Annotated in this window: 6 protein-coding genes; all 6 read left to right on the forward strand. The window is 63.3% G+C overall.

Annotation, left to right across the window (positions count from 1 at the left end; all coding sequences use genetic code 11):
* Positions 1-248: 248 nt before the first annotated feature.
* The 6 genes from ACF8GB_RS16520 (at position 249) to ACF8GB_RS16545 (ending at position 6,395) form a co-directional block, all read left to right on the forward strand.
* Complete coding sequence (locus ACF8GB_RS16520; RefSeq protein ID WP_392475749.1) at positions 249-1,886, forward strand: phosphoethanolamine transferase; 1,638 nt, start codon at positions 249-251, stop codon at positions 1,884-1,886.
* Positions 1,887-2,076: 190 nt separating this feature from the next.
* Positions 2,077-3,210, forward strand: a complete 1,134-nt coding sequence (gene rnd / locus ACF8GB_RS16525; protein ID WP_058638050.1) for a ribonuclease D — start codon at positions 2,077-2,079, stop codon at positions 3,208-3,210.
* Positions 3,207-3,500, forward strand: coding sequence for a YcgL domain-containing protein (locus ACF8GB_RS16530; protein WP_023534892.1), 294 nt, complete (start codon positions 3,207-3,209; stop codon positions 3,498-3,500). Before rnd ends, ACF8GB_RS16530 begins: the two co-directional genes overlap by 4 nt.
* Before the next feature lie 2 nt (positions 3,501-3,502).
* Positions 3,503-4,435, forward strand: coding sequence for a D-2-hydroxyacid dehydrogenase (locus ACF8GB_RS16535; RefSeq protein ID WP_078478943.1), 933 nt, complete (start codon positions 3,503-3,505; stop codon positions 4,433-4,435).
* Positions 4,436-4,689: 254 nt separating this feature from the next.
* Complete coding sequence (locus tag ACF8GB_RS16540; RefSeq protein ID WP_058604209.1) at positions 4,690-5,139, forward strand: YcgN family cysteine cluster protein; 450 nt, start codon at positions 4,690-4,692, stop codon at positions 5,137-5,139.
* 38 nt (positions 5,140-5,177) lie between these two features.
* The gene (locus ACF8GB_RS16545) at positions 5,178-6,395 is read left to right on the forward strand and encodes a hypothetical protein (RefSeq protein WP_392527335.1); all 1,218 of its coding nucleotides are present in this window, start codon (positions 5,178-5,180) and stop codon (positions 6,393-6,395) included.
* Positions 6,396-6,545 lie beyond the last annotated feature (150 nt).

The raw sequence follows: 6,545 nt of genomic DNA on the forward strand, positions 1-6,545 counted from the left end.
TCTTCACCTCTGTCAGGGGATTGGTTAAGGTCCTGACCTCTGAGGATAGCCGCGTTTGTCCCGGGGAGGGAGGCTGCGAAACCTGAACCCCTGCTGAACGACTGACGGGTACGCGTCGAAATCAGCGCTTTCACTAAATTGTTACGTTATTTTTCACAGAAAATTGATGGCTCGGTTTCTAGAGTTCGCCCAGCTTGCTCCCAGTGCCATCCGGCACTGGTGGTCACTTCTCTTGGTTGCGAACCTGAATGCTCAACATCAAACCCCTGCGCACCGAATGGGTCACGCTGCTGGCCAGCCTGTACCTGTTGATCGGCTTGAATGTCTTTCTTTGGGAGCACCTGGAACAGGTAGTGCCCCCCGGCTTGCCCGGCCTGTGGTTGACCCTGGCATTTGCGGTGCTGATGTTGTTCGCCTTCAACCTCATCCTTACCCTCATTGCCTTCCGCTATGTGCTCAAGCCCTTGCTGGTGCTGCTGTTCGTCAGTGGTGCGGCGGTGGCGTATTTCATGAACCGCTATGGCGTGCTGATCGATGCAGGCATGTTCGCCAACATCGCCGAAACCAACGTGGCAGAAGTGCGCGACCTGCTGTCGCTGAAGTTCGGCTTGTACATGCTTGGCCTTGGAGTATTGCCCTCGGTACTGCTGTGGCGAGCGCCGGTGGTGTATCGGCCGTGGCAGCGCGAGCTGTTCGGCAAGCTGGTGGTCACGGCGGCCTGCGTGGTAGGCCTGGGCTCGGTAGGGTTGGCCAATTACCAGGGTCTGTCGTCGCTGTTTCGCAATCACCACGAACTGCGCCTGATGCTGACCCCCAGCAATATCGTCGGTGCCTCCATGGCCTACGTGAGCGAGCGCGTGGTCACCACTGCACGCCCCTTTGCCCACTATGGCGAAGATGCCGCCCGCACCCCGGACTGGCAGCACCATCAGCGCAAGTCCCTGACGGTGCTGGTGGTGGGTGAAAGCGCGCGCGCTGATCATTTCGGCGTGCTGGGCTACAACCGCGATACCACCCCCAGGCTTGCCGCCGAGCAAGGGTTGCTGGCGTTCTCGGACGTTCATTCCTGCGGCACTGAAACGGCTGTGTCGGTACCCTGCATGTTTTCCGGCATGCCCCGCAAGGCCTACGATGCGCGCATCGCCAAGAACCGCGAAGGGCTGCTCGATATTCTCAAGCGGGCGGGCCTGGATGTGCAGTGGCGCGACAATCAGTCCGGGTGCAAGGGCACCTGCGACCGCGTGCAGTTCATCAATATGAGCAAGCTCAAGGACCCGCAATTCTGCGGCGAAGGCGAGTGCCACGACGAAATCCTGCTGCAGGGGTTGGGCGAGCTGATCGACCACTTGGACAAGGACACCGTGCTGGTGTTGCACCAGATGGGCAGCCACGGCCCCGACTACTTCAAACGCTACCCCAAGGCCGACCAGCGCTTTGCCCCGGTGTGCCAGAGCAATGCCCTGGACCAGTGCAGCCAGGCGCAGATCATCAATGGCTACGACAATACCCTGGCCTACACCGACCGGGTCCTGGCCAGCCTGATCGACACCCTGCGCAGCCGGCAGGACAAGGTCGATACGGCCATGATCTACCTGTCCGACCATGGCGAATCGCTGGGCGAGTACAACCTGTTCCTGCACGGGACGCCGTACGCCATTGCCCCGGAACAGCAAAAGCATGTACCGCTGCTGGCCTGGTTTTCCGACAGCTATCAGCAGGACTTCGGTGTCGATACCGGTTGCCTGGCCAAGTTGAACGATGCGCCTTTGTCCCAGGACAACCTGTTCCACTCGATGCTGGGATTGTTGCAGGTTCGCACCCAGGTGTACGAGCGTTCCCTGGACCTGTTTGCCAGCTGCCGGCCCTGGCTCACCGCCAGGCGCTGAGCAGGCGAGGGTGGGCTTGCCTGGCGAACGCCGTCAACGCGCAGTGGGGGGGACATTGCCTGGAGCTTGGCGCCGGCCTGGTTGCACAGTCCGTGAAATTGCACCATTGATCGACATCAAGGATGGCCCGGGTTTCACCAGCAGTGCCCGCGCCGTATATACTGCGCGCCAATGTTAGTGGGAGAGCCTTGTGGCCATCGAAATTCACTGGATCCGTGACGACCTGAGCCTGGCCGAACACTGCCGCGACTGGCGCCAATTGCCGTTTGTCGCGGTCGATACCGAATTCATGCGCGTCGATACCTTCTACCCCAAGGCAGGGCTGATCCAGATTGGCGATGGCAAGTGCGCGTTCCTGATCGACCCGCTGTTGATCGCCAACTGGCAGCCGCTGGCCGAGCTGATCGAAGACCGTAACGTGGTCAAGGTGCTGCATGCCTGCAGCGAGGACCTGGAGGTGCTGCTGCGCCTGACCGGCAAGCTGCCCCAGCCGTTGTTCGACACCCAGCTGGCTGCCGGCTATCTCAACCTTGGCTTCTCCATGGGCTATTCGCGGCTGGTACAGGAGGTACTGGGCATCGACCTGCCCAAAGGCGAGACCCGCTCCGACTGGTTGCAACGCCCACTGTCCGAGACCCAGGTCAGCTATGCCGCCGAGGACGCCGTGCACCTGGCCGAGCTGTTCAGCGCCTTGCATGCGCGCCTGTCCGACGACAAGTACGCCTGGGTGTTGGAAGACGGTGCTGAACTGGTGGCCCAGTTGCGCCGCGAGGTGCAGCCCGACAGCCTGTACCGTGAGGTCAAGCTGGCGTGGAAGCTGTCGCCCCAGCAGTTGGCGGTGCTGCGCGCCCTGTGCGCTTGGCGCGAGCGCGAGGCCCGCCTGCGTGACGTTCCGCGCAACCGCATCCTCAAGGAGCATGCGCTGTGGCCCATCGCCAAGAGCCAGCCGACCAACCTGGCGGCCTTGGCCCGCATCGACGACATGCACCCGCGCACCTTGCGCCAAGATGGCGAAGCCTTGCTGCAACTGATCAAGCACGCCGCTAGCCTTCCGGCCGAACAATGGCCCGAGCCATTGCCTGAGCCGCTGCCGATCGAAGCCTCGGGCATTCTCAAGCAACTGCGCGCCGTCGGCCAGGCCGAAGGGCAACGGCTAGGTATCGCGCCCGAGCTGATGCTGCGCAAGAAAACCCTCGAGGCCCTGCTTAAAAGCGGTTACCCCGACGGCCCTTACACCTTGCCCGATTCGCTGCGCGGCTGGCGCCGTGAGCGGATGGGCCAGGCACTGCTGGACAGCCTGGCCAGTGCCGGAGACCCTCAATGAAACGCATCTGCTCGATCTACAAGAGCCCCCGCAAGAACGAAATGTACCTGTACGTGCTCAAGGCCGATGGCTTGCAACGCGTACCCGAAGGCTTGCTGCCGTTCTTCGGCACGCCCCAGCACGCCTTCGACCTGGTGCTCAGCCCCGAACGCAAGCTGGCCCGCGAAGACATCACCAAGGTGCTGGAAAACCTCGACAATCAGGGTTATCACCTGCAGATGCCGCCGCCGGATGACGAGTACATCGAGCACCTGCCCGACGAGTTGCTGCACCGAAACGATCCCGCCTGATCATGCGCGTACTGATTGCCGAGCATGACCACGCCCGCTACGCCGACCTGTTGCACCAGGCGGCACCGCACCTTGAAGTCCTGACCAGCGACGATTCCGCGCAATTGGCCCGGCTGGCGCCACAGTGCCCGGTCTGGCTCGGCCAGCCCGACCTGCTGGCCAGCTTGTTGCGCCAGGGGCATCGCCCCCACTGGATGCAGTCGACCTGGGCCGGCATCACGCCACTGCTGGCCACGGGGCTGCCCCGCGCGTATCGCCTGACCCGCGCCGTGGGCATTTTCGGCCAGGTCATGGCCGAATACATGCTCACCTACATGCTGGGCCATGAACGGCACGTCCTGTCGCGCCTGGTCAGCCAGGTGGAGCGGCGCTGGGATGAGCGCCCTGGTTGCTCGCTGCAGGGCCGCAAGGTATTGATCGTCGGCACCGGCGATATCGGTCAGGCCGTGGCCGAGTTCCTGCGCCCGTTCGGGGTGGTGCTGTACGGAGTGGCCAGCCAGGCCCGTGAACAGCCGCCATTCGCCGAGGTAGCAGCCTTGGACGATCTCGCGCGTCTGGTGGGCGAGGTCGACTATGTGCTGAACCTGCTGCCCGACACGCCGGCCACGCACGATATCTTTGACGCGGCGATGTTCCGGCGTTTCCAGCCAACTGCGTTGTTCATCAATGCCGGGCGCGGTGTGGCTGTCGTCGACGCCGACCTGGTGGAGGCGCTGAAAGAGGGGCACCTGGCCGGGGCGGTGATCGACGTATGCCGCCAGGAACCTCTGCCCAGGCAGCATCCATTCTGGACCGCCTGGGGCCTGTTGCTGACCGGACATAGCGCAGCGCCCACCACGCCTGCGGCCATGGTGCGGTTGTTCCTCGACAACCTGCAGGCGTTCGAAGCCGACCAGGCGCTGCGTGGCGAGGTGAACTTCGACCGCGGGTATTGATCGACCGGCCTGTATCAGAGCGCGCTGCCCGCAGGTGGCGCCCTCGGGGTGCCCTTCAGGCGTATCACCCTGCTATGGGCCTGAGTTCGAGCACCGCTGACAAGCGGTCTGGTATTGCTGCATGCCAGGCCCTAGACTGGCGCCGCCACGGCTACCAGCTCCATGCTGCACGCCTTAACGAACCGTTTCAGGCGCTGTCTGCCTCGGGCCCGATGTCGGACACGCGCTGCTGATCCCTTGCAGGAAATCGCGTCATGATCGCTGATAACGCCCCGTTCTGGCGGCGCAAGACCCTAGAGCAACTCAACCCGCAGGAATGGGAGTCGCTGTGCGACGGCTGCGGGCTGTGCTGCTTGCAAAAGCTCGAGGACGAGGACGACAACAGCGTCTACTACACCCGCATCGCCTGCAAGTTGCTGGACCTCGACACTTGCCAGTGCAGCGACTATCCCAATCGCTTCGCCCAGGTGCCCGACTGCATTCAGCTCACCCCGGGCAAGGCTGACCAGTTTCGTTGGTTGCCAGCGACTTGCGGTTACCGCCTGGTCAGCGAAGGCAAGGACTTGCCGGTCTGGCACCACCTGGTATGCGGTGACCGTCAGCAAGTGCATGAGCAGCGCATCTCCCAGGCAGGGCGCATGCTCAGCGAGCGTGACGTGCACGAGGACGACTGGGAAGACCACCTGATCTTTCGCGCCAGCTAACCAGGCGCTTTACCCGCTGGTGAACAAGGAGTGTCGGTATGCGTAGCCGTTTGAGTGTGCTGGTGGCCGTGTTGGTGTTGATGGCGGGAGCACCGGCCTGGGCGAAGAAAGTCGATCTTGACTATCAGGTTCGGCTGTTGCCTGCGACCGGACAGGCCGAAGTACGCCTTACGCTGGCCGATGGCAGTGCTGTGCGCAGTTTGGACTTCGACCTGGGCAAGGCGGGGGCCTACAGCGGCTTCCAGGCAGATGGCCACTGGCAGCTTCGCGGCCAGCGCGGGGTATGGCAGCCAGCGCCCGGCAAGACCAGCCTGAGCTACCGCGTGCAGTTGAACCAGCTCCACGGGCCTGGGGTGTACAACACGCGCATGACAGCGCACTGGGCACTGTTCATGGGCGACCAACTGGTCCCACCCGGTCGGCTGGACCAGCAGGACGGCACCGAGTTGGTCGCCCGCCTGGCATTCGACCTGCCCGAAGGCTGGAAAAGCGTCGAGACCGCCTGGCCACGTATTGGCAAGGACAAGTTCCGCATCGACAACGTCTCGCGCCTATTCGACCGCCCCACGGGCTGGATGCTGGTTGGCAACCTGGGTAGCCGCCGTGCGCGCCTGGGCGAAACCGACGTGACGGTGGCGGCGCCGGTTGGGGAAGGGATGCGCCGCATGGACAACCTGACCTTGCTGACCTACATCTGGCCGCAACTGCAGGCCACCTTCCCGAGAAACCCGCCCAAACTGCTGGTGGTGGGCGCACGCGACCACATGTGGCGCGGGGCGATGGCAGCCCACGGCTCGCTCTACCTGCACAGTGGCCAGGCCATGGTCAGCGAGAGCGGCAGCAGCCCGCTGCTGCGCGAAGTGGTCCAGTTGTTCACTCAGCTGCGTGGGCGTGAGGGCAATGACTGGTTGATCGAGAGCTTGACCGACTACTACGCCACCGAGCTGCTGCGCCGATCAGGTGGCATGAGTGATGATCGTTATCAGGCCTGGCAGGCGCGCTTGAGCAAACAGGGCGCAAGCGTCAAGCACCTCAAGGGGCACCAGGCGACGCCTGCCCAGGTGGCGCGAGGGGTGATGCTGTTGCAGGCACTGGACAAGGAGATCCGTATTCATACCCAGGCCCGGCAATCGCTCGACGACGTGGCGCGCGGGCTGATGCGACTGCCCAGCGTCAGCCTCGAGGACTTCGTGCAGATCAGCGAAAACGTACTCGGACGTCGGTCGGAGGCGTTGCAGAGCAAGGTACTGCATTGATGCGCTACACAATGCCCGGTGGGAGCCACGTGTTGCACAACCTTTGAAGGTCATCGGATCCGTAAAGGGTTCCAGCAGTATGGAATCTCAGATTATGGGTCTGCTGCGCAGCCCATCGCGGCACGAGGCCGCTCCTGCAGGTTTACGCGG

Origin of the sequence: Pseudomonas sp. xss_4 (assembly GCF_043104125.1) — a bacterium.
In the GTDB taxonomy this organism is placed as follows: domain Bacteria; phylum Pseudomonadota; class Gammaproteobacteria; order Pseudomonadales; family Pseudomonadaceae; genus Aquipseudomonas; species Aquipseudomonas parafulva_B.

Excerpts from the sequence above, each read along its gene's own strand:
- ACF8GB_RS16520 (WP_392475749.1), top strand. The coding sequence starts at position 249 with ATGCTCAACATCAAACCCCTGCGCACCGAATGGGTCACGCTGCTGGCC.
- ACF8GB_RS16530 (WP_023534892.1), top strand. The coding sequence starts at position 3,207 with ATGAAACGCATCTGCTCGATCTACAAGAGCCCCCGCAAGAACGAAATG.
- ACF8GB_RS16535 (WP_078478943.1), top strand. The coding sequence starts at position 3,503 with ATGCGCGTACTGATTGCCGAGCATGACCACGCCCGCTACGCCGACCTG.
- ACF8GB_RS16540 (WP_058604209.1), top strand. The coding sequence starts at position 4,690 with ATGATCGCTGATAACGCCCCGTTCTGGCGGCGCAAGACCCTAGAGCAA.
- ACF8GB_RS16545 (WP_392527335.1), top strand. The coding sequence starts at position 5,178 with ATGCGTAGCCGTTTGAGTGTGCTGGTGGCCGTGTTGGTGTTGATGGCG.